Genomic DNA, 19,710 nt, shown 5'->3' with positions numbered 1-19,710 from the left:
GTTCAACGAACCGAGCCTTCCAGGATCTGCAGGGTCTTCAGGTCCGCCTGAAAATCCAGGGCGTAGTCGCCCCCTTCGCGGCCGATGCCGCTGACGCCGACGCCGCCGAACGGGGCGGTAAGGTCGCGGACCAGGAAGGTGTTGACCCAGACCGTGCCGGCGCGCACCCCGCGGCCGATGCGGGCGGCGCGGGCGGCGTCCGAGGTATAGACCACGCCGGAAAGACCGTATTCGGTGCTGTTGGCCAGGGCGATCGCCTCAGCCTCGTCCGCAAAGGTCTGCAGGGTCAGGACCGGGCCGAAGATCTCCTTCTGCACCACTTCGGAAGCATTGCTTTTCGGCTCGATCAGGGTCGGCTCGTACCAGAGGCCGCCGGCCTCGAGGGCCCGGCCGCCGCGGACGATGCGGTCGCCATTGGCCCGCGCGCGCTGCACGAAGCCGTCGACCCGCGCCAGATGATCGGGGTGGATCATCGGCGAGATGGTGGTCGCGGGATCGCGGCTGTCTCCCAGGCGGTGCTGGTCGACGAAACGGTGAAAGCGTTGGAGGAAGGCGTCCCTGACGCTGGCCTCGACCAGCAGCCGCGTGCCCGCCAGGCACACCTGGCCGGAGTCGTCGTACTGGCCCGAAGCCTTCTTGGCCGCCGCGTCTAGATCGGCGTCCGCGCAGACGATGAAGGCGCCCTTGCCCCCCAGTTCGGCGGTGAAAGGGACGATATTGCGGGCCGCGGCGGCGCCGATCGCCCGGGCGGCCTGCGGCGAGCCGGTGAAGGATATCCGGCGCACGCGCGGATCGGCGACCAGGGCCGCGCCCACCTCTTCGCCGATTCCCTGGACGATGTTGAATACGCCCGGCGGAAAGCCGGCCTGGTCGATCAGATCGGCCAGCACCGAGGCGGACAGGGGCGACCATTCGGCGGGCTTCAGGATCACCGTATTGCCGACCGCCAGTGCGGGCGCGCACTTCCAGGTCGAGAGCATGAACGGCGCGTTCCACGGCGTGATGATCACCGTGGGGCCGGCGCCGCTGCGGATCACGCGGTTCAGCGTGCCGCGCGAGGACCAGACCCGCTCCTCGTGGGCAGCGGCCAGGTCGGCGTAGTTGCGGAAGTTCAGCGCGCCGCGAGCGATCACGCGCGCGCGCAGGCTTTCCAGCAGCATGGCCATGTCGAGGCACTCGACGGCGGCCAGGTTCTCGATGTTGGCGTCGATCAGATCGGCCAGGCGGTGCAGGTAGGCGGAGCGCTCGGCCGGCGACAACGCAGCCCACGCCGGAAAAGCGGCTGTGGCGGCGGACACCGCGGTGTCAGCGGTCGCCTCGTCCCCGCGCGCCACATCGGCCAGCTTGATCGACCAGTCGAGCGGAGAGCGCGCCTCGAAGGTGCGCGGCGAGGCTACCCGCCGCCCGCCGATGTAGTGGTCCGGCGAAACACCGACCCCGCCGACGTCGAACCGCTCAGAGGAATGGAGCATAGTAGTCGAACACCTCTTCAGCCGATTTACCGTCGAGCTCGTCGAGTTCCGAGCGCTTGATGGCGATGAAGTTGTCGACCAGGGTGCGGCCGAGCGCCTCGCCCAGGCCCTTGTCGCCGGCCAGGGCGTCCAGGGCGTCTGCCAGGCTGTCGGGCGCATGCCGGTCGGTGCCGACGTTCTTCAGCCCGTCGCAGGTCTCCGGCGCCGGCGGCTCAAGGCCCCGAGCCACGCCGTCATAGGCGGCCTCCAGAGCGGCGGCCACAGCGATGTAGGGACTGGCGGCGCCGTCGGCGAGGCGGTGCTCGATCCGCGCGCCGGCGCTCGTCTCGGCCGAAACCCGGACCGAGACGCTGCGATGGTCGAGCCCCCAGTTGGCCCAATAGCCCGAGAGGCTCTCCGGTTTCAGTCGCGCGTAGCTGTTGGCGGTCGGGGCCAGGAGCGCGGCCAGCCCCCGGTGATGCTCCAACAGCCCGGCGATGCAGCCTCTCATGAGTCTGTTGGCCTCCGCCGCATGGTCACGGGAGAAGGCGTTGCGGCCCTCCCGGTCGGTGAGGCTGAGATTGACGTGCAGGCCGTTGCCGCTCTTGCCGGGGATGGGCTTGGGCATGAAGCTGAGGAGATAGCCGCGGCTGAACAACACCTCGCGCGCCATCTGGCGGAACAGAAAGATGTCGTCACAAGCCTTCAGCGCATCGGCGAACTGCAGGGTCAGCTCGAACTGTGGGGTATCGAACTCGGCGTTCATGGATTCGATCGCCAGCCCCGCGCTCGCCGCCGCGGCCCAGATCTCATTCATCAGGCCGGCGGGATCGCAGAACGGGCCGGTGCCGTAGACCACCGCGCCGGGGGTGTCGTAGGGAACCCAGCCGCCCTGGGCGCCGCGCTGGAACACATAGGCCTCCAGCTCGATGCCGACCATCGGCCGATATCCCAGGGTCTCCCAGCGCCCGATCGCCCGCTTCAGGGCCGAGCGGCCGCAGAGGGCGAAGGGCTGGCCATGCATCTGCAGGTCGGCGATGGCGATCTGGGTGTTGGGCTCCCAGCCGGGTCGCAAGGCCTTCGGGTCGAACACGGCCTCGAAGTCCGGCAAGCCCTCCAACAGGGTGCCGCCGGGCGCATCGACCAGGCCCCGGGAATAGGTCACGGCATAGACGCCGGCGCAGAACCGGGCGACGCCTTTGCGGGCTTCGGAGAGCGGCACATATTTGCCGCGAGCGATGTTCAGCTGGTCGGCGAACAGGACCCGCACGCGCTCGGGCATGGATGGCTGTGCGGCGCCGGCGATGGGTGACGTGGTCAAGGCCATATCCTAGCGAGCCGCCATCCGTAGCGGCAGTTTCTTGATTCCATGGATGAAATTCGAACGCAGATAGGCGTGGCGGCTGGTCTGTTCGACCGCGCGCACGCGCCGGGCCATCTGCTGCAGCACGATCCGTACTTCAAGCCGCGCCAGCCACATGCCCAGGCACACATGCGGGCCGCCCTGGCCGAAAGCGAGGTTCGGGTTGGGAGAACGAGTCAGATCGATCCGGTCCGGGTCGGAGACGCCCTCGCCGTCGCGATTGGCGGAAAGGAACCACAGAATGACCTTGTCGCCCCTGCGCACCGTCTTGCCGTGCAGGTCGAAGTCCGCAGTGGCCGTGCGACGGAAATAGCTGGTCGGCGAGGCCCAGCGGATCATCTCCAGCGCGGCGGCGTCCCAGTCCTGGAAATCCGGCGACTGGATCTGGGCCAGCAAGGCCGGGTCGTTGGCCAGGGCGTGCAGCGCGGCGGCGATGCTGTAGCGGGTGGTGTCGTTGCCGGCAGCGACCAGCAGGCAGAAGAAGTTGCGGAACTCGTCGCGGCTGACCAGGTTGGTCTCGGCCATCGCCTGGTGCACCAGGCTCAGCACGCCCAGGCTCTCGCCCCGGTCCATGCGGTCCAGGAGGTCGTTGGCGTAGTCGAACAGCTCGATCGCCGCCGGCGAACGGAACGGCAGCAGGCGGTAGGCGTCGGTGTCCACCTTGTCGACGACGAAGTCGGTGTAGTCGGGATCGGCGTTGGAGATCAGCGCATCGCCGCGCTCGACCAGGAACTGGGCGTCCTCCCGCGGCACGCCCATGATCTGGGCCAGCATCAGCATGGGCAGGCGCCGGGCGATCATCTCGACGCCATCGAACTCGCCCTCGGTCAGGGCGGAGTCCAGGATTTCGCCCACCAGCTCGCTGATCCGGCCCTCATAGGCCGCGACCGCCTTGCGCGAGAAGGCGTGGTTGACCACCGAACGGAAGGCCGTGTGGACCGGCGGGTCGGTCTCCTGGAAGGTCTTGCGGGCCTCGAACTCCTCCGGGGTCTGGTCTTCCATGCGGATGCCCCGGGCCGAGCTCAAAAGCTCCGGCTTGCGGTTCAAGGTCAGGATGTCCTCGTGCCGGGTCAGCGACCAGAACCCCCGCCCGTTCTGCTCGGGCGTCCAGGCCAGCGGCTCTTCGGCCCGCATCCGCGCGAAGGCGGCGAAGGGCGCGCCCTCGTTGAACAGGTCCTGGGACGACAGGTCCGGGCGCAAGTCGGTCGAGTACGAAAATGGATAGGTCATGGCCGCTGCGCCCCAATCAACCGTAGCTGCCCAAGCGGTAAGTCAGCGTCCGGGCGGCGTCTTAGCAAAACCGGACAGTCTGGCCCGCCCGGCTACCGGGGGCTGATTGGCTGGGTTATCGACCAGGCGTCATCGACGGCGGGAGCGCGATCATGGGCGAAATTGTCGGCTGCGGCCTGGTTTCCCACGTCCCCACGGTGATGCTTCCGCTGGAGACGCGCCTGGAACTCAACGAGGGCAAGGAGATCAGCCTGGTGCCTGGGTTCCACCGGCTCAAGCGCGAGATCTTCGACGTCCTGAAGCCCGATGCGGTGATCGTGTTCGACACCCACTGGTTCACCACGGTCGAGTTCGTGGTCACCGCCCATGAACGGCGGGCCGGCAAATACACCTCGGGCGAACTGCCGCGCGGGATGAGCCAAGTGCCCTATGACATGAAGGGCGATCCCGAACTGGCCGGCCTGATCGCCGAGGAGGTCACCCGGCACGGGACCCGCTGCACGGCGATCGACGATCCAAGCCTGCCGATCGAATACGCCACGGTGAACGTGAACCACTATCTGGACGGCGGCGAGGCCTGGCTGTCCATCGGCGTCTGCCAGACCGGCGAGACCGCCGATTTCCTGCGCGTAGGCGCCGGGGTCGGCGCGGCGATCGCCCGGAGCGGCCGGCGCGTGGTGCTGCTGGCCAGCGGCTCGATGAGCCACCGGTTCTGGCCGCTGAGCGAGCTGCCCAAGCACGAGGCGTCCGACCCGATCCACATACGCACGCCCGAGGCGCGCGCCGCCGACCTGGAACGTATCGGCTGGTTCGAGGCTGGCGACCACGCGCGGGTGATCGACACCATGGACGCCTTCATGGCCTTCGGGCCGGAGGGGCGGTTCGGCCACTATCTGATGATGGTTGGCGCGGTCGGCGGCCGCGACTGCAAGGGGCGCGGGCGCCGCTTCAGCGACTACGAAAACGCCACCGGCACCAGCCAGGTCCACGTCTGGTTCGACCGGCCCGAGGGCGGCTGGACGGCGGCGGCCTGAGCTTCTCGCCTCAGGCCGACGGGCCGAAGGCTGCGCGGGAACAGCGGATATAGCTTTGCGGCGGCATGCCGCTCCAGCGCAGGAAAGCGCGCGTGAAAGTGCTGTGTTCGGAATAGCCGAGCCTGAGGGCGGTCTGGGCGATGGAGACGTCGGGCCGGACCAGGAATTCGAAGGCCGCCAGGCGCATGCGGCACTCGTCGAGCAGGGACTGGAACGAGCGACCCTCCTCGGCCAGTTTGCGGCGCAGGGTCCGGCTGGACATGCCGAGCGTGCGTGAGACGCTCTCCTGGCTGAAGCCGACCTCGTTCAAGTCCTGGAAGATCTGCCACTTGACCCGCACGCTGGTGGAGATGCGCCGACGACGGCTGGCCACCAGGCGGCTGAGCCGCGCGTGGTTCGGCGCGCGCTGGCCGGCGGCCAGATTCAGCGGGCGATCCAGCAGGCTGGCCGGAAGGCGAATCTGGTTGGTTTCGCCATTGAACAGGCAGCGCGCGCCCATCACCCTGGCGGCGTCACGGCGCAGTTCGGGCGTGTCCGCCTCGAGCGTGATCTCGGCGCTGGACCAGTCGGCGCCCACGGCGCTGCGGATGATCTTGGCGAAAATGCCGAGGGTGAACAGGGCGTCCTGGGTTCGCGGCCAAATGTCGGGGTCGAGGATGCGATAGCTGAGGATCACGCTCTCGGCGGCGACCTCGAAGCGGACATCTCCCGCGTCCTGCAGGATCGAGAAATAGTCGGCTAGCCGCTGTAACGCGCCGCGGAGGCGCTGGGAGGATGCGACCGCCTCTCCGGTCTCGCCCAGGCCGGCGATGTCGAAGCCGAGCCCCAACGACCAGCCGAGGAAGGCGTCGCCGCAGGCCCGGGTGACCGCCTCGGTGATCTCGACAAAGCGCCTGAGCGAAATCTCGCCGTCCGTGGGAAGGTCGACGCCGCGGTTGCCGAAAGGCGCCAGGTCGGCGGGGCCGAACCCTGCGCCGCGCTGCTCCGCCTCGCAGACCCAGGCGCGCAAGGCCGAGGTTCGCACGGTCGCTTCACGCATCGCTTCTTCCCTATCCGGCCCTAAGGCTTGATCTAGATTAGGAACGCTAGGACCGATCCAGCGCCCCGGCTTGTCATAATTTTGCGTTGATTTGATATTTTCCTGCACCCGGATCCGATTGCGGCATCCACTTGGCCGAAACTGTCAAATGGACCTCGTCCGGACGATGTAGCTCTAGGCGGCGGGGAGAACTGGCATGAGCGAACGCGCGCCCTTCGACGTCAACAGCCGCAGCGCGGTGGCCAGCGCGGTGTTCCTGGGCACGCTCGGGGTGATCTCGTTCATCGTCCAGCCCGGCATAGTGCAAGGTTTCGTTTCTTCGCTGCACATGTCCGAGGCCCGTGCGAACGACATGGTCGGCATCGAAATGATGGGCGTGGCCCTGGCCACGATCCTGACCGCGGCGATCGGCGAGCGCATCGACTGGCGCCGGCTGCTGGCGAGCGCGCTCATCATCGGCGTCGTGGGCGACCTGGCCTCGGCGTTCGCCACAAATGGCGCCCTGTTGCCGGCGGCAAGGTTCGTCGCAGGCGTCGGCCATGGCGCGGTAATCTCGCTCAGCTTCACCTTCGTCGGCCTGACGGTGCGCCCCGACCGCAACATCGCCTTCTATCTGGTCGCGCTGCTGAGCTATGGCGCCGTGGGCCTTTGGGCCTTGCCCAGCCTGCTCGCGCGGTTCGGCTTCCAGCCGGTGTTCCTGTTCTTCGCCGCGGTCACGGCGATCGGCCTGGTCACGGTCCCCTATGTTCCTCGCTCCTCCCAGCACCGCGAGGAGATCAGCCCCACCGCGGTCCAGCTCGGCGCGCGGGTTATCGTCGTCGGCCTGGCCGGGGTGCTGGCTTACAACATCGCCCAGGGCATCGCCTGGGCGAACCTGGCCCTGATCGGCGGCGCGGCGCGGCTGGCCGACCAGACCGTCGCCGACGACCTGTTCCTGTCGCAACTGATCGCCGTGGCCGGCGCCCTCTTGTCGGTGGCGCTGGCGGGGATGGGGCGAAGGGCGCTGATGATCGCGGTCGGAGTCGCCGGCGGCGCCCTCTTCATCGCCCTCCTGACCGGCCAGCCCGGCGCCCTGCTGTTCCTGGTCGCCGTCTGCGGCTTCAACTTCCTTTGGAACTTCGTCCTGCCCTTCATCCTGAGCGCTGTCGGCGATCTGGACCTGCACGGCCGGGTGATGGGGCCGGCCATCGCCATGCAGATGATCGGCTTGGGTCTTGGCCCGATCCTGTCCGGCCGCCTCATCCAGGGCGGCGGCTTCCTGCAGGTCGAGATGGCCTGCATCGGCTTTTTTGCGCTCAGCCTGGCCCTGCTCGCAGGCCCCCTGACCGCACACCGGCGCATGATCGCAGCCCGCGACGCTGTGCTTGCCTGACCGGAATCGACAAGCCAGCCCAATGCTCAAAATGCGAGCACGCTAGGAGCGGCGGGCGCTTCGGCATGCGGCGTATTGAAGCCGCGATGTCGTCGGCTCGGCGCAGAAAACGCTCACGTGCCGCCACCGACAAACCCTGGGGACCTCGTATGGCCAAAATCAGATTCATCCAGCCGGACGGGACCGAACAGTCGATCGAAGCGACACCAGGGCGCTCGGTCATGGAGGCCGCCGTGGGTTCAGCCGTCAGTGGCGTCGACGCCGATTGTGGCGGCGCCTGCGCTTGCGCGACCTGCCATGTCTATGTCGACCACGAATGGCGTGATCGCCTTCCGGACATAGGCGCGATGGAAGCGTCCATGCTCGAGTTCGCCCAAGGCGTTGGGCCGGATTCGCGTCTGTCATGCCAGATCAAGGTCAATGACGCCCTGGACGGGCTTGTCATCCGCCTGCCGCTGCGCCAGCACTGACCCGCCGGGTCAGCAATGGATGAGCGCACGGGCGCGGCGCACAAGGCCTTTAGCGCGGCGACGCCAAATACTGATCTGCAGCTACTACACCGACCACGGCCCCTATTGCGACAAGCTGGGGCGGCTGGACGAGTTCGACTATCGTGTGGGCCTCGAGTGGAAGCCGACCAGCTTCTATCATGCGACCTTCAAGCTGGAGAGCATTCAGCGCGAAACCGGAGGATACGCCTATCAGCCAGTGCCCCCTGGTCGGCCGAACGGCACGGTCTCTGGCGGCGACCTGCCCGCGAGCGCGGCCAGGCATGATCTTTAACGTCAACCCGTTCGACGGGACGCAGCAGGCGCGCGGCGGGATCATTGGCGGAGATCAACGCATGCGCCTTTCTTCCAAATCGAACGTCCGGCCAGGCGCATCACCAATCGCTGACTTGATGACCTCGAACACTGCCCTCCGGGACAGGCGTCATATTTGATGAATTGCCCAGCGGCTAACAGCGAGACGGAAGGTTGGCGACCTGTCCGAGCTTGCGTTCGTCGGTCATGGAACACCCCTCAAGGATTGGCCCGGAGTGACGCAATATAGCGCGATCGGGACGCGGGCCGAGGGATCATCCTAGGCGGGTCGAACGGCGGACAGCTCCTGTTCGATCAGGGCGGCCAGCCTTAAGGTGGTGCGGTCCTCCAGATAGGGACCGATGATCTGCACGCCGACTGGCAGGCCCTCCGGCGAGCGCGCGACGGGGACGGCGGTGGCCGGCAGGTTGGCGACCGTGGCAAGGCTCGGCCACATGAGCTGCGACAAGTACGGCAGATCCTGGCCGTCCACCTGGCGGCGTCGGCGCAACTGGTAGCCGAACCCCTCCCCGGCCAGATCATGACGGAAGGCCGGCGTCGGCGCGACCGGGCAGATCACTGCGTCGACATTGTTGAAAAACTCCCCCCATGCTCGCCTGATCCGATGGCGCGCCTCGCGCAGCCCCTCCCACGCGGCGAACTGCAGCCGGGCGCTCTCGGTCAGGATCTGGACATAGGACGCCACGTCGGCCGGCAGATTCGCTTGCGCATGCCCGATCAGGGCTTCCAGCGGCGCGCCGCCGGACACGATGGCGAACAGGGTGCGCAGATAGACATCGAAGCTGTGCGCCGGATCTACCGGAGCCGGCGGCTCGCTGACACTAGCGCCGGCTCGCGTGAGGGATTCGGTCAGGCCCGCCAGGACCGTACGGGTCACGGTGTCGGCGGCATACGGTCCGTTAGTCCAGACGGCGATCCGGAAGTCGGCCAACCGCTCGCGCCGGCTCGGCGGCAAGCTCAGAGACAAAGCCGCGCGGTCCCAGACATCCGGCGCGGCTAGGATATCGAACATGAGTTCCAGATCCCCGGCGCTGCGGGCCATGGGTCCGGCGACACCGAGGTCCCCAGGCGCGAGCATCCCGGGTCCCGGGGGGATGTGGCCGCGCATGGGGATCACGCCGAAGCTGGCCTTGTGTCCATACACCCCGCAGAAATGAGCCGGGATACGGATCGATCCGCCGATGTCACTGCCCAGCTCTAAGGGCGTCAGGCCCGCAGCCAGGGCCGCGGCGGCGCCCCCGGACGAGCCGCCGGGGGTGCGCTCCCGATCGTGCGGATTGCGGGTCAGGCCATAGACGGCGTTGCTTGTCTGGTGGTCGCTCGCCGCCTCGGGGACATTGGTCTTGCCGAAGACGATGGCTCCGGCGTCCTTCAGCCGCCGCACGGCCTCGGCGTCCTGCGTAGGGACATGGTCCTTCAGCGCCACCATGCCGCAGGTGGTGCGCAGACCCTCGGTTTCGAAGACGTCCTTCACCGTCATCGGCAGGCCCAGCAATGGCGGGCAGGCCTGCTCGTCAACCCGCATCGCGTCCGCCGCCGCAGCGACCGCCAAAGCCCGCTCGGCATCCGGGGCGACCACGGCGTTGATCGCCGAATTGGCCTTTTCGATCTGCTCGAGGTGCAGTTTCAGCAGCTCCACCGCACCAATGCGCCGCCGCCTCAGCAGATCCAGCATCCCGCCGGCCGTCATGAACGGCATCGTGGTGTCGCCGACCGAGCCTTGTCCAGGCATTGCATCCACTCCTTGTTCGCGCCGTGAACTAGAACCGGCGCGTTAAAGTGACGCCGGCGGTCAGCGGCCTGAGCGTGACCGCGTAGTATTGGGGCGATCCCAGCACATCGTGCTGCACGTTCAGCCGCGGTTGGGCGTTGAACAGGTTGTCGGCGAACACCGAGACATTGGTCCCGGACCAGTCCACCCCGGCGCGCAGCTTGACGACGTTGGTGGCCGGATTCGCTGGCAAGGCCGGGTCGTAGCTGATCGAGCCGGCATCCTGATTGGTGTAGCGCCCTTCGTTGACGCTCTTGTACTCGTCCTGCATCCACACATATGTGCGCGCTTGGTTGCTGTGACCACGATTTCACTGAGGCTGCCGGCCTGCGTCGCCGCCTGTGCGCTGGCCGCACTCACCTGGCAGGCGAGGCCCAAGGCTCCGCCCGCCAGCAAGGCCGAATGCCATCCGATCGTCGAGCCCATGTGATCCCCCATGTCGCTGCGCCCGCGCCCCTGGTTTGGTGTTTCGGCCTGCGGGAATGGTCGCGACCCTAGATGCTCCGTAGGGCGACAGTCTCGGAGCCCACCGCCAGGGGGACTTGGCGCCCAGCGCCACGAACTGGGCGCCCTTGACCAAGGCGGCTCGCCTGCGCACACTTTAGGTTCAAGGACGTCGGAAGTCGGTGTCGGCCATGGACGGTAGCAGGTGAATTCGCTCGTCTCGACTGGCAGCCTGCCGCCGCGCGAACGCCTCAACGCCTATCGCCGCGCGCTGCAGGGCTTTTGCGCCTCGTTCAACATCGACTCGACGGCCGAGGTCATGACCGACGAGCCGTAGCGGCTCGAAGCCAGCATCGAGCCGGTGGCAATCGGCCGACTGTCCGGCGCGCTGCTCAGCACCAATGCCTCCCGGATCACCCACACCACCACAGAGCCGGTCTTGGGTTCCGGCTATCTGTTCTACCTGATGCTGCGGGGCGAGCTGGAGATCCGCAGCGAAACCCTGTCTGCCACGCTGACGCCCGGCGACATGGCGTTCCTGGAGCCTGCGCCCAGCGTCGAGTTCATCCACGGGCGCGGCGGCGGCGTCACGGTCGCCCTGTTCCTGCCGGCCCAGCAACTCGCCGCCCGCGCCTGCGGCCGGCCGCTGGACCTCGGTCGTTCGTTTGCCGGCGACAGCGGCCTCGCTGCCTGCATCAGCGCCCTAGTCAGCGCCGCGACCCGCAACCACGACCGCCTGAGCGCGGAAGAGGCCGGGCTGCTGCAAAACAGTCTAGTCGACGCCATCGTCCATATGGGCCAGGCCGAGGAAAGTCCGGTGGGCTACTTGCTCTCAGCCCGCCAGGCCGAGGCGCTGGACGCGATCAAGCAGGCGGGCCTGCGGCGGTTGGACGATCCGGATCTGACGCCGGGACAGGTCGCCTGCGCCGCCGGCGTGCCGGTGCGGACCCTGCACCGGCTGTTCCAGGCCTCGGGCGGCACCTTCCGAGGGTGGCTGCGAGATCGCCGTCTGGAGCGCTGCCGCATCGAACTGCTGAACGGCGCGCCGGCCCGCGACACGGTGACTACGATCGCGTTCCGTTGGGGCTTCAACGACCTGACCAGCTTCAGCCGCGCCTTTCGTACGCGCTATGGCATCTCCCCGCGCCAGATGCGGGCGGGAGGAGATTGTCAGATGGGCTCTGCCTCTTTGAGGCGGGGTGGTCTTCCCTCAGTATAAACCCGCTCTCCCAATGAAGCCCGGGCCAGGTTCACGGCTGCCATGCCAGATCAAAATTACTAACGACTTCGACGGCATTCTCGTTCGCGTGCCTGAGAATCAGCAATAATTCTGGGCGCTGGCGATCACCGCCAGCGCCAGGACGCCTTCAATAAATCTGTAAAGCTATCTTGGAAGATTCAAATACTGCCATAACAGGGTCGAGTGGCCTGACGCCCGATCGTCGCGTGGTTAGCTTCGGCGCCAATATCTCACATGGGAACGGCAATTGCGGTTAGTTTGAGGTTCAAATAATCGTCCAAGCCATGCCTTGAACCCTCGCATCCGATGCCGCTCTCCTTTACACCCCCGAACGGCGCGGTTTCCGACGAGACCGCCCCCGTATTCGCCCCGACCATGCCGTAGTGAAGAGCTTCACTGATCCGGAAAATCCGTGAAGCGTCACGCGTGTAGAAGTAGGCCGCCAGTCCGGATCGGGTGTCGTTCGCGATACGTATCGCTTCGCTCTCATCATCGAAGGGGATCAGGCCGGCCAGGGGCCCGAAGGTCTCCTCGCTATTCAGCACTGAGTTCGCCGGCAGCCCTACGACGACAGTTGGGGCGAAGAACGTGCCCAAGCGGAGCACCGGCGCGCCACCCGTCAGGATCCGTCCGCCTTCCGCCAGGCACCGTTCGACGTGACGCAGCCACGTTCGAAAGCGGTGCCACATTCCGTCGCCGGAATGAACCGACCATCAAACGCAAAAACCCACGCGGCGGGATCGAAGAGTTTCCAGTCCCGACCAAGGCGGGTTTCTACCCGCTGGTGCGACCGGGATCCGTGTCGAGCGAGCGCGCGTCGACTGGGAAGAGAAAGACACCAAGACCAACAAGGTGCGGCACATCGAGCTGTCCGACCCCGCCCTGGTGGCGCTGAAGGCTCAGAAGCAGCACAGCTTCATGAAGGGCGACGACGCCGAGATCTTCCAGAACCCGAACACGGGCGTCGCCTGGGCTGATGAGCAGGTCCAGCGGCGGCGCTACTGGAACCCGTCCCTCCGTGCGCTGGGGCTGAGGCAGCGTGACGCATATCAGGCCAGGCACACGTTCGCCTCCCTCGCCCTGATGGGTGGCGTGAACGTCGCCTACATCGCCAAGCAGCTCGGCCACGCCAAGGTCACGACCACCTTGAACACCTACGCGCGGTGGATCGAGGGGGCCGACAAGGGCACCGAGCGGGAGAAGCTCAACGACGTGATGCGTGGAATTGTCCCCGAATTGTCCCCGGCGGCGGGAAAACCAGTAAGCTCCTCATTTCATTGAGAAAAACTGGCGGTGACGGAGGGATTCGAACCCTCGGTACGGCTTTACACCGTACAACGGTTTAGCAAACCGCCGCCTTCAGCCACTCGGCCACGTCACCATCTGTTTTTGCTCGGGTTTTCTCCCGACCGCCGCCGATCTTCCTGCGGCGCCCGAGAAGGCGGCCCGCAAATCAGTCCGACAGGTGGGGTCTCCATAGCGGAAGCCTTTCGCCGGGGCAACGCACGGCTTGAGCATTCCTGTCGCCGTCGCCCGCGACCGCAAATCGCAAACGGTGTTAACCGAAGCCTCATCCCGGCCTGACACCCTGCAATCCCAGGAAACGTATCGCCTGAGTTCGAATGATCCCGTCCGCCCTGCACCAGCGTCCGCCGATCGAGCACGATGCGGGCGAGGCGGCCGTCGACCCGGTTGTCGACGTCGACCGGCCCCGAATCGAACGACGCGGCCCCATGCGCCCCGAACGGCTGGTCTCCACGCGCAGGCGGCTGCGCGGTTTCGCCGTATTCTACGTCTTCCGCGCGGTCGACGCAGTGATCCTGGCCGTTCTGGCGGCGGCTGCGATCAGCCTGTCCACGCCCGCAGGCGCTGTCGCCTTCAGCGTGGCCGCGACCTCGATCGCCTTCGCCCTTATGACTGCGACCCTGCTGGCGACCGGCGGCGTCTACGCGTTCCGCAAGCGCGAGAAGCGGCGCGAGCATCTGGCCCGGGTCGCTCTGACCGTTATGCTCGCCGCCGCCATCGCCACGGCCTGCCTGGCCCTTGTCCATGCCGCGCCCGACATGCGCCAGGCGGTCCTGCTGCAGGCCGGCCTGACCCTGTGTGTCCTGCCGGCGGCCCACAGCGTCTGGATGGCCCTGGTGCGGCGCTGGCGGCGGCTGGGACATCTGGTTCAGAACGTAGTGGTGGTCGGCGCGACCGAAAACGCCCGTTTGCTGATCGAGCGCGCCGCGGCTGGCGGCGACATCGCCGTCCTCGGCATCTTCGATGATCGCCACGCCCGCGCCCCGGCGGCCATCGGCGGCGTGCCGGTGCTGGGCGACACCGAGGCCCTGATCGGCCATCGGATCATGCCCTATGTCGACCGGGTGGTGATCACGGTCACCGCGAGCGCCCAGGATCGCGTGCGGCGCCTGGTCGAGCGCCTTGATATCCTGCCCAACGACATCACCCTGCTGCTCGACCAGAGCGCTCCCGATGTGACGGATCAGCGACTGGACCGTCTGGTGGACCTGCCCCTGGCCCGGCTGTCAGGCGTGCGCATACGCTACCGGCGGGTCATGGCCAAGCGCGTCCAGGATCTGATGTTTGCGACGCTGGCCTTGGCCCTCGCTGCGCCGCTGATGGCGGTCATCGCCCTTGCGGTGAAGTTGGACAGCCCGGGGCCGGTGTTTTTTCGCCAGAAGCGCCAGGGCTTCAACAACGAGGAATTCGTGGTCCTGAAGTTTCGCTCCATGCGTCACGACCAGCGCGACTCGCGAGCCGTGAAGCAGGTGCGCCTGGACGATCCGCGCATAACCCGGGTCGGCCGCTTCATCCGCCGCACCAGCCTCGACGAGTTGCCTCAGCTGTTCAACGTGCTATCGGGCGAAATGTCCCTCGTCGGGCCCCGCCCCCACGCGCCCGGCATGAAGACCGGCGAAGCGACCTCGGCCTCCCTGGTGGCCCACTACGCCCACCGCCATCGCATGAAGCCGGGCATGACCGGCTGGGCCGCGATCAACGGCTCCCGCGGCCCGGTCGACACCCCCGAACTGGTGCGCCGGCGGGTCGAGCTCGACATCGCCTATATCGAGCGCCAGTCGTTCTGGTTCGATCTCTACATCATGCTGATGACCCTGCCCTGCCTTCTGGGCGACCGCAAAGTCGCGCGCTAGGGAGGCTGCATCCGATGTTCTGGCGCGGCGTCGTCGGCTATCTGCCGGTCAATATCGTCCAGGGCGTGGTCGGCCTTCTGACCATCGTGGTCTTTACCCGTGTGCTGTCGCCGGCGGACTATGGCGCCTACGCCCTGGCTTTTTCCGTAATGAGCCTGGTCCACACGCTCTGCTTCACCTGGCTGGAGGCGGCCATGGCCCGGTTCTACGCCGCCGAAGCCGAGGGCGGCCGCCTGCCGAACCACTTCGCCACCCTCTTTCGAACCTACGCTCTCCTGGCGCTGGGCCTGCCGCTGGTCGCAGTTCCCGTGCTCTGGGCCTGGCCCATGGCGCCGGCGCTGAAGCTTGCGGTCGGCGCCGGCCTCGCCAGCATCCTCGTCCGCAGCCTGCTCAAGCTGGCCCAGGAACGCCGGCGCGCAGCCGGGGATGTCTCGGGCGCAGCGATGATCGACATGGCGCAAACCGCAGGCGGGTTCCTGGTCGGCGCGGGCCTCGCCCTGGCCGGCCTGGGCGGCGCGGCGCCCCTGGTCGGGCTCGGCGCGGCGGCGGCGGTCTGCCTGATCTGGGCGCTGCCTGCAGAGCTGCGCCAGGCGCCCGGCGGCCGGTTCGAACGCGCCCGCATCAATCTCTACGCCGCCTACGGCCTGCCCGTGTCGCTGTCGCTGATCCTGTCCCTGGTGCTGGCCTCGACCGATCGCTTCGTCCTCGCCGCCTGCCTGGGCCAGACCAGCGTCGGGATCTATCACGCCGGCTACAGCCTCTCGAACCGCACCCTGGACGTGATGTTCATCTGGCTGGGCATGGCCGGCGGCCCAGCCGCCGTTGCGGCGTTGGAACGCGGCGGCGAGAAGGCCCTGCGCAGCGTTGCGCACGAGCAGGCCTCGCTGATGGTCGCCCTGACGCTTCCGGCGGCGGTGGGCCTCGCCCTGGTGGCCCGCCCCCTGGCCGGACTGATGGTCGGCCCGGCCCTGCGCGACGGCGCGGCCCAGGTGACGCCCTGGATCGGCGCCAGCGCCTTCCTGTCCGGCGTCACCGTCTACTATTTCCACACCGCCTTCACCCTCGCCCGCCGCACGCCGCTCCTGATGCTGGCCATGGCCCTGCCGGCGATGGCCAACCTCGCGCTGAACCTGCTGCTCGTGCCCCGCTTCGGCCTCCAGGGCGCCCTGTGGGCCACCCTGGCCAGCTACGGCCTCGGCGCCGTCGCCTCGTTCGCGCTCGGACGTATGGTGTTGCCCCTGCCGGTCCCATGGGCGACCTTCGCCAAGGCGACCCTCGCGGCGCTCGGCATGGCTGCGGCCGTACGGCTGGTTCCGGAAAGCGGCGGCCTCGTGGAGCTGATCGCCAAAGCCGCCCTCGGCGCCGTCGTCTATGGCGGCCTCGCCCTCGCGCTCGATGTCGGCGGGCTACGCGACCAGGCCATGCGCGTCGGCCGGATGCTCCAGGCCAGAATGGCGACGCCATGAGCGAGACGCAGACCGCCAGCGCGCGCTGGAACAACGCCAACCCGACGCTAACGGTGCTGATCCCGTTCCTGCGCGACGATCCCTGCGCGCTGATCGCCGCCCTGGAGCATCAGGTTCGCGACAGGGCGGATGCCGTCGAGGCGGTGCTGCTCGATGACGGGACGGGCGACGATGTTCTGGCCCATCGGGTCGAACAGGCCGTCCGCGGATCGTCCCTGCCCGCCCGTTTCGTCCGCTCAAGCGTCAACCTGGGCCGCGCCAAGGGAAGAAACCGGCTGGCCCAGGCCGCACGCGGGCGCTGGCTGCTGTTTCTGGACAGCGACATGCTGCCGGACAGCCCCCTGTTCCTGCAAACCTACCTGGAGCTGATCGAAAAGGACGCGCCCGCCGTGGCCTTCGGCGGCTTCTCCCTGGATCAGGCTCCCCGCCGCCGCGAGCACGCCCTGCACCGCCAGATGGCCCTGGCCAGCGACTGCGCTCCGGTCGAGGCGCGCTGCAAGGCGCCGGAGAAGCATGTCTTCACCTCCAACCTGCTGGTGCGGCGGGACGTGTTCGACAGCGAAGCCTTCGACGAGAGCTTTTCCGGCTGGGGCTGGGAGGATGTCGAATGGGCCATGCGGGTCACCCGGCGCCATCCCATCCTGCACATCGCCAATACCGCGACCCATCTGGGGCTCGACGCGGCGCCGGCGATGGCCCGCAAATACGAGCAGTCCGCCGCCAATTTCGCCCGCGTGGTCTCTGGCCACCGCGAGATCGTCAGCGCCTATCCCAGCTACCGGGCGGCCCGCGCGCTGAAGCGGCTGCCCTTGCGCGGCCTGTGGCGCCCCCTGCTCAAGGCCTTCGCCCTGACCGAAGCCGCGCCGCTGGCTTCCCGCGCCCTGGCCATGCGCCTCTACCGCGCCGCGCTCTACGCCGAGGCGGTGTGATGGCTGAGACCGAAGCCTACCGCGCCGACCCCTCGCTGAAGGGCAAGCTGCGCCGCCGTGTCGTCCGTCTGATGCAGCGCCGGCCCGCCCGGGCGAACTTGCCGCGCGCCATGGTCTCCTTCACCTTCGACGATGCGCCGGCCAGCGCCGCCGACCTCGGGGCGCGCATCCTGGCCGAACACGGCGCCCGCGGCACGTTCTATGTGTCGGCCGCGCTCGCCTCGGGACAGGGACCGATGGGACGCTATGCCAGCGCCTGTGAGCTGGTCGCTCTGTCGCAGGCCGGCCATGAACTGGGCTGCCACACCTACTCCCACGTCGATTGCGGCCAGGCCGAGGCGGCCATGGTCCTTGCCGAAACCGAGCGCAACGCAGACGCCCTGGCCGCCTGGGGCGCGCCTGCCCCCCGGACCTTCGCCTATCCCTATGGCGATGTTGCGCTGGCCGCGAAACGGGCGCTCGGCGGCCGCTTCGCCTTGCTGCGGGCGCTGCACCCGGGACTGGTAGAAAGCGGCGCCGACCTCAACCAGGCGCCGTCGATCGGCGTCGAGGGCCTCGGCGCAGAGGCGCGGGCGCTCCGCTGGCTGGATCTGGCCGCCGCGCGCAAGGCCTGGCTGATCCTGAACACCCACGATGTGGCCGACCGGCCTTCCCAGTGGGGCTGCACGCCCAAGGCCCTGGCCGGGCTGGTCGAAGCCGCGCTCGCGAAGGGCGTCGAAATCGTCACCGTAGCCGAAGGAACCGAGCGGCTCAGCTGACCTCAGAAGGCCGCGCAGGTCTTCTCGATCACTTCCAGCACCGATTCCTGATGGTGCTCGCGCTTATAGGCCTCGCGGACAGCATCCAGCTTGGCCAGGTCGTCCGGTTTGCCGGACAGCACGATCTGCACCAGCTTGGACGGCTCCTTGACCATCTTGCCGCTGTCGGACCGCCAACGGCCCTGGGCGGCCAGCACGGTCAGTCCGTCGGGGAAGCGGCTCGAGACCTCCCGATCCAGAAAGTCGGCGAACTGCTCGTCGGTCAGGTCCGGCGCGCCCTTGATCGACAGGCCGAAATAGAGGCTGGCCATGCTCCGGGCCTGCCCGACCTGACAGGCGCCGTGATGCGGCGCGGCGGCAGCCGCCCCCGACGCCAGAAGCCCCGCCGCCAGCGCCAACGCGCTCCACCTATGCAAACCTCAGCCCCCCACCAGTTCACGGCCGATCAGATAGCGGCGGATCTCGTTGGTGCCGGCGCCGATGTCGTAGAGCTTGGCGTCGCGCAACAGGCGCTCGACCGGATAGTCCTTGGTGTAGCCGGCCCCGCCCAGGGCCTGGATGGCCTCCAGCGCCACCTTCACCGCATTCTCGCTGGCCAGGAGGATTGCGCCGGCGGCGTCGAAACGGGTGGTCTGGCCGGCGTCGCAGGCCCGGGCCACGGAATAGACATAGGCGCGGGCGGAGCTCAGGGCGACATACATGTCCGCCACCTTGCCCTGCATCAGCTGGAAGGCGCCAATCGGCTGGCCGAACTGCTTGCGTTCGCGGACGTAGGGCAGAACCACGTCCAGGCAGGCCTGCATGATGCCGAGCGGACCAGCCGACAGCACCGCCCGCTCGTAGTCGAGCCCGCTCATCAAGACACCGGCGCCGCCATTGAGCGGCCCCAGGATGTTCTCCTCCGGAACCTCCACGTCCTCGAACACCAGCTCGCCCGTGTCCGAGCCGCGCATGCCGAGCTTGTCCAGCTTCTGGGCGCAGGAGAAGCCCTTGAAGCCCTTCTCGATCAGGAAGGCGGTGACCCCGCGGCTGGCCTTGTCCGGTTCGGTCTTGGCGTAGACCACCAGGGTGTCGGCGTGCGGGGCGTTGGTGATCCAGAACTTGGTGCCGTTCAGGACATAGCGGTCGCCGCGCTTGTCGGCGCGCAGCTTCATGGAGATCACGTCCGAGCCCGAGCCGGCCTCGCTCATGGCCAGGGCGCCGACATGCTCGCCGCTGATCAGCTTCGGCAGATAGCGGCTCTTCTGCTCCGGCGTGCCCCAGCGGCGGATCTGGTTGACGCAGAGGTTCGAGTGCGCGCCGTAGGACAGTCCGATCGAGGCGGAGGCGCGCGAGACTTCTTCCATCGCCACTACGTGCTCGAGATAGCCGAGCCCGAGGCCGCCCCACTCCTCCTCCACGGTGATCCCGTGCAGGCCGAGCTCGCCCATCTCTGGCCATAGGGCGCGCGGGAAGCTGTTGGACTGGTCGATCTCGGCCGCCAGCGGCGCGATGCGGTCGGCGGCGAACTTGGCGGTGACGTCGCGGATCTGGTCGGCGGTCTCGCCGAGGCCGAAATCCAGGTTGGGACCGTGATTTGGGATCATGGCCAGGGACTTAGCACCGCCCTGCCCAGGCGGAAAGCCGCAGCC

At 67.9% G+C, this 19,710-nt stretch carries 20 protein-coding genes and 1 tRNA gene; 11 read left to right on the top strand and 10 right to left on the bottom strand.

Features of this window, described 5'->3' with window-relative positions:
* Positions 1 to 2 precede the first annotated feature (2 nt).
* Genes KCG34_RS01795 through KCG34_RS01785 form a run of 3 tightly spaced genes read right to left on the bottom strand, consistent with a single transcriptional unit; the run spans position 3 to position 4,044 of the window.
* Complete coding sequence (locus tag KCG34_RS01795) at positions 3 to 1,472, bottom strand: aldehyde dehydrogenase family protein (protein WP_211938695.1); 1,470 nt, start codon at positions 1,470 to 1,472, stop codon at positions 3 to 5.
* Positions 1,456 to 2,772: a type I glutamate--ammonia ligase gene (locus KCG34_RS01790; protein WP_211938694.1), complete on the bottom strand. Its 1,317-nt coding sequence runs from the start codon at positions 2,770 to 2,772 to the stop codon at positions 1,456 to 1,458. Before KCG34_RS01790 ends, KCG34_RS01795 begins: the two co-directional genes overlap by 17 nt.
* Before the next feature lie 9 nt (positions 2,773 to 2,781).
* A complete protein-coding gene (locus KCG34_RS01785; protein ID WP_211938693.1) occupies positions 2,782 to 4,044 on the bottom strand; it encodes a cytochrome P450 in 1,263 nt (420 codons plus the stop codon).
* 152 nt (positions 4,045 to 4,196) lie between these two features.
* On the opposite strand from KCG34_RS01785, the gene KCG34_RS01780 reads away from it, so the two are divergent.
* A complete protein-coding gene (locus KCG34_RS01780) occupies positions 4,197 to 5,078 on the top strand; it encodes a DODA-type extradiol aromatic ring-opening family dioxygenase (RefSeq protein ID WP_211938692.1) in 882 nt (293 codons plus the stop codon).
* A 10-nt stretch (positions 5,079 to 5,088) separates the two neighbouring features.
* Here KCG34_RS01780 and qhpR read toward each other — a convergent pair whose 3' ends face one another.
* Complete coding sequence (gene qhpR, locus KCG34_RS01775) at positions 5,089 to 6,117, bottom strand: AraC-like transcriptional regulator QhpR (RefSeq protein ID WP_211938691.1); 1,029 nt, start codon at positions 6,115 to 6,117, stop codon at positions 5,089 to 5,091.
* 196 nt (positions 6,118 to 6,313) lie between these two features.
* Between qhpR and KCG34_RS01770 the strand changes: the two genes are divergently transcribed.
* The 3 genes from KCG34_RS01770 to KCG34_RS01760 all read left to right on the top strand — a co-directional run bounded on the left by KCG34_RS01770 (position 6,314) and on the right by KCG34_RS01760 (position 8,272).
* A complete protein-coding gene (locus tag KCG34_RS01770) occupies positions 6,314 to 7,489 on the top strand; it encodes an MFS transporter (RefSeq protein ID WP_211938690.1) in 1,176 nt (391 codons plus the stop codon).
* Positions 7,490 to 7,638: 149 nt separating this feature from the next.
* Positions 7,639 to 7,959 (top strand): 2Fe-2S iron-sulfur cluster-binding protein, encoded by a 321-nt coding sequence (locus KCG34_RS01765; RefSeq protein ID WP_211940685.1) that lies wholly within the window; start codon positions 7,639 to 7,641, stop codon positions 7,957 to 7,959.
* Between the two features lie 19 nt (positions 7,960 to 7,978).
* Complete coding sequence (locus tag KCG34_RS01760; RefSeq protein ID WP_211938689.1) at positions 7,979 to 8,272, top strand: hypothetical protein; 294 nt, start codon at positions 7,979 to 7,981, stop codon at positions 8,270 to 8,272.
* Between the two features lie 300 nt (positions 8,273 to 8,572).
* Here KCG34_RS01760 and KCG34_RS01755 read toward each other — a convergent pair whose 3' ends face one another.
* Positions 8,573 to 10,045 (bottom strand): amidase, encoded by a 1,473-nt coding sequence (locus KCG34_RS01755; RefSeq protein WP_211938688.1) that lies wholly within the window; start codon positions 10,043 to 10,045, stop codon positions 8,573 to 8,575.
* A 28-nt stretch (positions 10,046 to 10,073) separates the two neighbouring features.
* Positions 10,074 to 10,355 carry a hypothetical protein gene (locus KCG34_RS01750; RefSeq protein ID WP_211938687.1) on the bottom strand — a complete coding sequence of 94 codons (282 nt, stop codon included), beginning with the start codon at positions 10,353 to 10,355 and terminating at the stop codon, positions 10,074 to 10,076.
* Between the two features lie 378 nt (positions 10,356 to 10,733).
* On the opposite strand from KCG34_RS01750, the gene KCG34_RS25985 reads away from it, so the two are divergent.
* Both KCG34_RS25985 and KCG34_RS01745 read left to right on the top strand, forming a co-directional pair.
* Positions 10,734 to 10,865 (top strand): hypothetical protein, encoded by a 132-nt coding sequence (locus KCG34_RS25985; RefSeq protein WP_256440743.1) that lies wholly within the window; start codon positions 10,734 to 10,736, stop codon positions 10,863 to 10,865.
* Positions 10,866 to 10,889: 24 nt separating this feature from the next.
* Complete coding sequence (locus tag KCG34_RS01745; protein WP_211938686.1) at positions 10,890 to 11,747, top strand: helix-turn-helix domain-containing protein; 858 nt, start codon at positions 10,890 to 10,892, stop codon at positions 11,745 to 11,747.
* Between the two features lie 251 nt (positions 11,748 to 11,998).
* On the opposite strand, the gene KCG34_RS01740 is transcribed toward KCG34_RS01745, so the two are convergent.
* Positions 11,999 to 12,457 (bottom strand): aldehyde dehydrogenase family protein, encoded by a 459-nt coding sequence (locus KCG34_RS01740; protein ID WP_211938685.1) that lies wholly within the window; start codon positions 12,455 to 12,457, stop codon positions 11,999 to 12,001.
* Positions 12,458 to 12,620: 163 nt separating this feature from the next.
* On the opposite strand from KCG34_RS01740, the gene KCG34_RS01735 reads away from it, so the two are divergent.
* Complete coding sequence (locus KCG34_RS01735) at positions 12,621 to 13,049, top strand: site-specific integrase (protein WP_249138176.1); 429 nt, start codon at positions 12,621 to 12,623, stop codon at positions 13,047 to 13,049.
* Between the two features lie 7 nt (positions 13,050 to 13,056).
* Here the strand turns inward: KCG34_RS01735 and KCG34_RS01730 are convergent.
* Positions 13,057 to 13,149: transfer RNA gene (locus KCG34_RS01730), tRNA-Ser, on the bottom strand.
* 241 nt (positions 13,150 to 13,390) lie between these two features.
* Here KCG34_RS01730 and KCG34_RS01725 point away from each other — a divergent pair.
* From KCG34_RS01725 to hfsH, 4 genes are read left to right on the top strand one after another with little or no spacing between them, the layout of a single operon-like run.
* The gene (locus KCG34_RS01725; protein ID WP_211938684.1) at positions 13,391 to 14,926 is read left to right on the top strand and encodes an undecaprenyl-phosphate glucose phosphotransferase; all 1,536 of its coding nucleotides are present in this window, start codon (positions 13,391 to 13,393) and stop codon (positions 14,924 to 14,926) included.
* 14 nt (positions 14,927 to 14,940) lie between these two features.
* Entirely contained in the window at positions 14,941 to 16,392 is a 1,452-nt protein-coding gene (gene hfsF / locus KCG34_RS01720) for a polysaccharide biosynthesis protein HfsF (RefSeq protein ID WP_211938683.1), read from the top strand.
* On the top strand, positions 16,389 to 17,321 hold the full coding sequence (gene hfsG, locus KCG34_RS01715; protein ID WP_211938682.1) for a polysaccharide biosynthesis protein HfsG: 933 nt from the start codon (positions 16,389 to 16,391) through the stop codon (positions 17,319 to 17,321). Before hfsF ends, hfsG begins: the two co-directional genes overlap by 4 nt.
* Entirely contained in the window at positions 17,321 to 18,079 is a 759-nt protein-coding gene (hfsH, locus tag KCG34_RS01710) for an oligosaccharide deacetylase HfsH (RefSeq protein ID WP_211938681.1), read from the top strand. Before hfsG ends, hfsH begins: the two co-directional genes overlap by 1 nt.
* A 2-nt stretch (positions 18,080 to 18,081) precedes the next feature.
* On the opposite strand, the gene KCG34_RS01705 is transcribed toward hfsH, so the two are convergent.
* Complete coding sequence (locus KCG34_RS01705; protein ID WP_211938680.1) at positions 18,082 to 18,390, bottom strand: DUF3574 domain-containing protein; 309 nt, start codon at positions 18,388 to 18,390, stop codon at positions 18,082 to 18,084.
* Positions 18,391 to 18,498: 108 nt separating this feature from the next.
* Positions 18,499 to 19,665: an isovaleryl-CoA dehydrogenase gene (locus KCG34_RS01700; protein ID WP_211938679.1), complete on the bottom strand. Its 1,167-nt coding sequence runs from the start codon at positions 19,663 to 19,665 to the stop codon at positions 18,499 to 18,501.
* Positions 19,666 to 19,710 lie beyond the last annotated feature (45 nt).

It is taken from the genome of Phenylobacterium montanum (assembly GCF_018135625.1).
Classification (GTDB): domain Bacteria; phylum Pseudomonadota; class Alphaproteobacteria; order Caulobacterales; family Caulobacteraceae; genus Poindextera; species Poindextera montana.
The sequence above is the reverse complement of the archived record's forward strand: the minus strand, read 5'-3'. Positions and strand labels throughout refer to the sequence as shown.

What these genes read in the sequence shown, in the direction of transcription:
- KCG34_RS01795 (WP_211938695.1), bottom strand. Translation starts at nt 1,472, where the DNA reads ATGCTCCATTCCTCTGAGCGGTTCGACGTCGGCGGGGTCGGTGTTTCG.
- KCG34_RS01785 (WP_211938693.1), bottom strand. Translation starts at nt 4,044, where the DNA reads ATGACCTATCCATTTTCGTACTCGACCGACTTGCGCCCGGACCTGTCG.
- KCG34_RS01780 (WP_211938692.1), top strand. Translation starts at nt 4,197, where the DNA reads ATGGGCGAAATTGTCGGCTGCGGCCTGGTTTCCCACGTCCCCACGGTG.
- qhpR (WP_211938691.1), bottom strand. Translation starts at nt 6,117, where the DNA reads ATGCGTGAAGCGACCGTGCGAACCTCGGCCTTGCGCGCCTGGGTCTGC.
- KCG34_RS01770 (WP_211938690.1), top strand. Translation starts at nt 6,314, where the DNA reads ATGAGCGAACGCGCGCCCTTCGACGTCAACAGCCGCAGCGCGGTGGCC.
- KCG34_RS01765 (WP_211940685.1), top strand. Translation starts at nt 7,639, where the DNA reads ATGGCCAAAATCAGATTCATCCAGCCGGACGGGACCGAACAGTCGATC.
- KCG34_RS01760 (WP_211938689.1), top strand. Translation starts at nt 7,979, where the DNA reads ATGAGCGCACGGGCGCGGCGCACAAGGCCTTTAGCGCGGCGACGCCAA.
- KCG34_RS01755 (WP_211938688.1), bottom strand. Translation starts at nt 10,045, where the DNA reads ATGCCTGGACAAGGCTCGGTCGGCGACACCACGATGCCGTTCATGACG.
- KCG34_RS01750 (WP_211938687.1), bottom strand. Translation starts at nt 10,355, where the DNA reads ATGCAGGACGAGTACAAGAGCGTCAACGAAGGGCGCTACACCAATCAG.
- KCG34_RS01740 (WP_211938685.1), bottom strand. Translation starts at nt 12,457, where the DNA reads ATGTGGCACCGCTTTCGAACGTGGCTGCGTCACGTCGAACGGTGCCTG.
- KCG34_RS01725 (WP_211938684.1), top strand. Translation starts at nt 13,391, where the DNA reads ATGATCCCGTCCGCCCTGCACCAGCGTCCGCCGATCGAGCACGATGCG.
- hfsF (WP_211938683.1), top strand. Translation starts at nt 14,941, where the DNA reads ATGTTCTGGCGCGGCGTCGTCGGCTATCTGCCGGTCAATATCGTCCAG.
- hfsG (WP_211938682.1), top strand. Translation starts at nt 16,389, where the DNA reads ATGAGCGAGACGCAGACCGCCAGCGCGCGCTGGAACAACGCCAACCCG.
- hfsH (WP_211938681.1), top strand. Translation starts at nt 17,321, where the DNA reads ATGGCTGAGACCGAAGCCTACCGCGCCGACCCCTCGCTGAAGGGCAAG.
- KCG34_RS01705 (WP_211938680.1), bottom strand. Translation starts at nt 18,390, where the DNA reads ATGGCCAGCCTCTATTTCGGCCTGTCGATCAAGGGCGCGCCGGACCTG.
- KCG34_RS01700 (WP_211938679.1), bottom strand. Translation starts at nt 19,665, where the DNA reads ATGATCCCAAATCACGGTCCCAACCTGGATTTCGGCCTCGGCGAGACC.